This window comes from Gordonia sp. N1V, assembly GCF_029269935.1.
GTDB classification, from domain to species: domain Bacteria; phylum Actinomycetota; class Actinomycetes; order Mycobacteriales; family Mycobacteriaceae; genus Gordonia; species Gordonia polyisoprenivorans.
This window is the reverse complement of sequence record NZ_JARJDD010000084.1, coordinates 1-362: the sequence shown is the minus strand read 5'-3', so window position 1 is coordinate 362 and position 362 is coordinate 1. Positions and strand designations below refer to the sequence as shown.

Annotated in this window: 1 pseudogene; it reads left to right on the top strand. The window is 61.6% G+C overall.

Annotated elements, in window-relative coordinates:
- Positions 1 to 12: 12 nt before the first annotated feature.
- Positions 13 to 362: pseudogene (locus tag P3L18_RS28210) on the top strand (HNH endonuclease); the annotation flags it as partial.

Sequence of the window (362 nt, the reverse complement as noted above, 5' to 3'; positions counted from 1 at the left end):
GGGGAGGGGCCCATGATCGACACCACCACAACTCTCGACGTCAAAGATGTTGACGCCGAGGCAGTCTTCGCCACCATCGTCGCCCAACTCAGCGACCTGCAATGGAATCCCGAGATGACCGGACCCCAAGCCTTTCGGTGCGATGAAACAAGTCCTACTGTTGCGCAATCTGGTCGATCACCACGCCACATCACTTACCGGTGAGATGGATCGGCTGGGCGTGGCCGATCACAAGACCACCCGGCTGCGGGAGTTGTTGATCAGCATGGGTTTCGCACCCGCCGTCGCTTCGCGATATGTGCGGGTCGCCGCCACCACCGATGTGGATCTGCTGCTCGCGCACGCGGCGGACGGGTCCATCT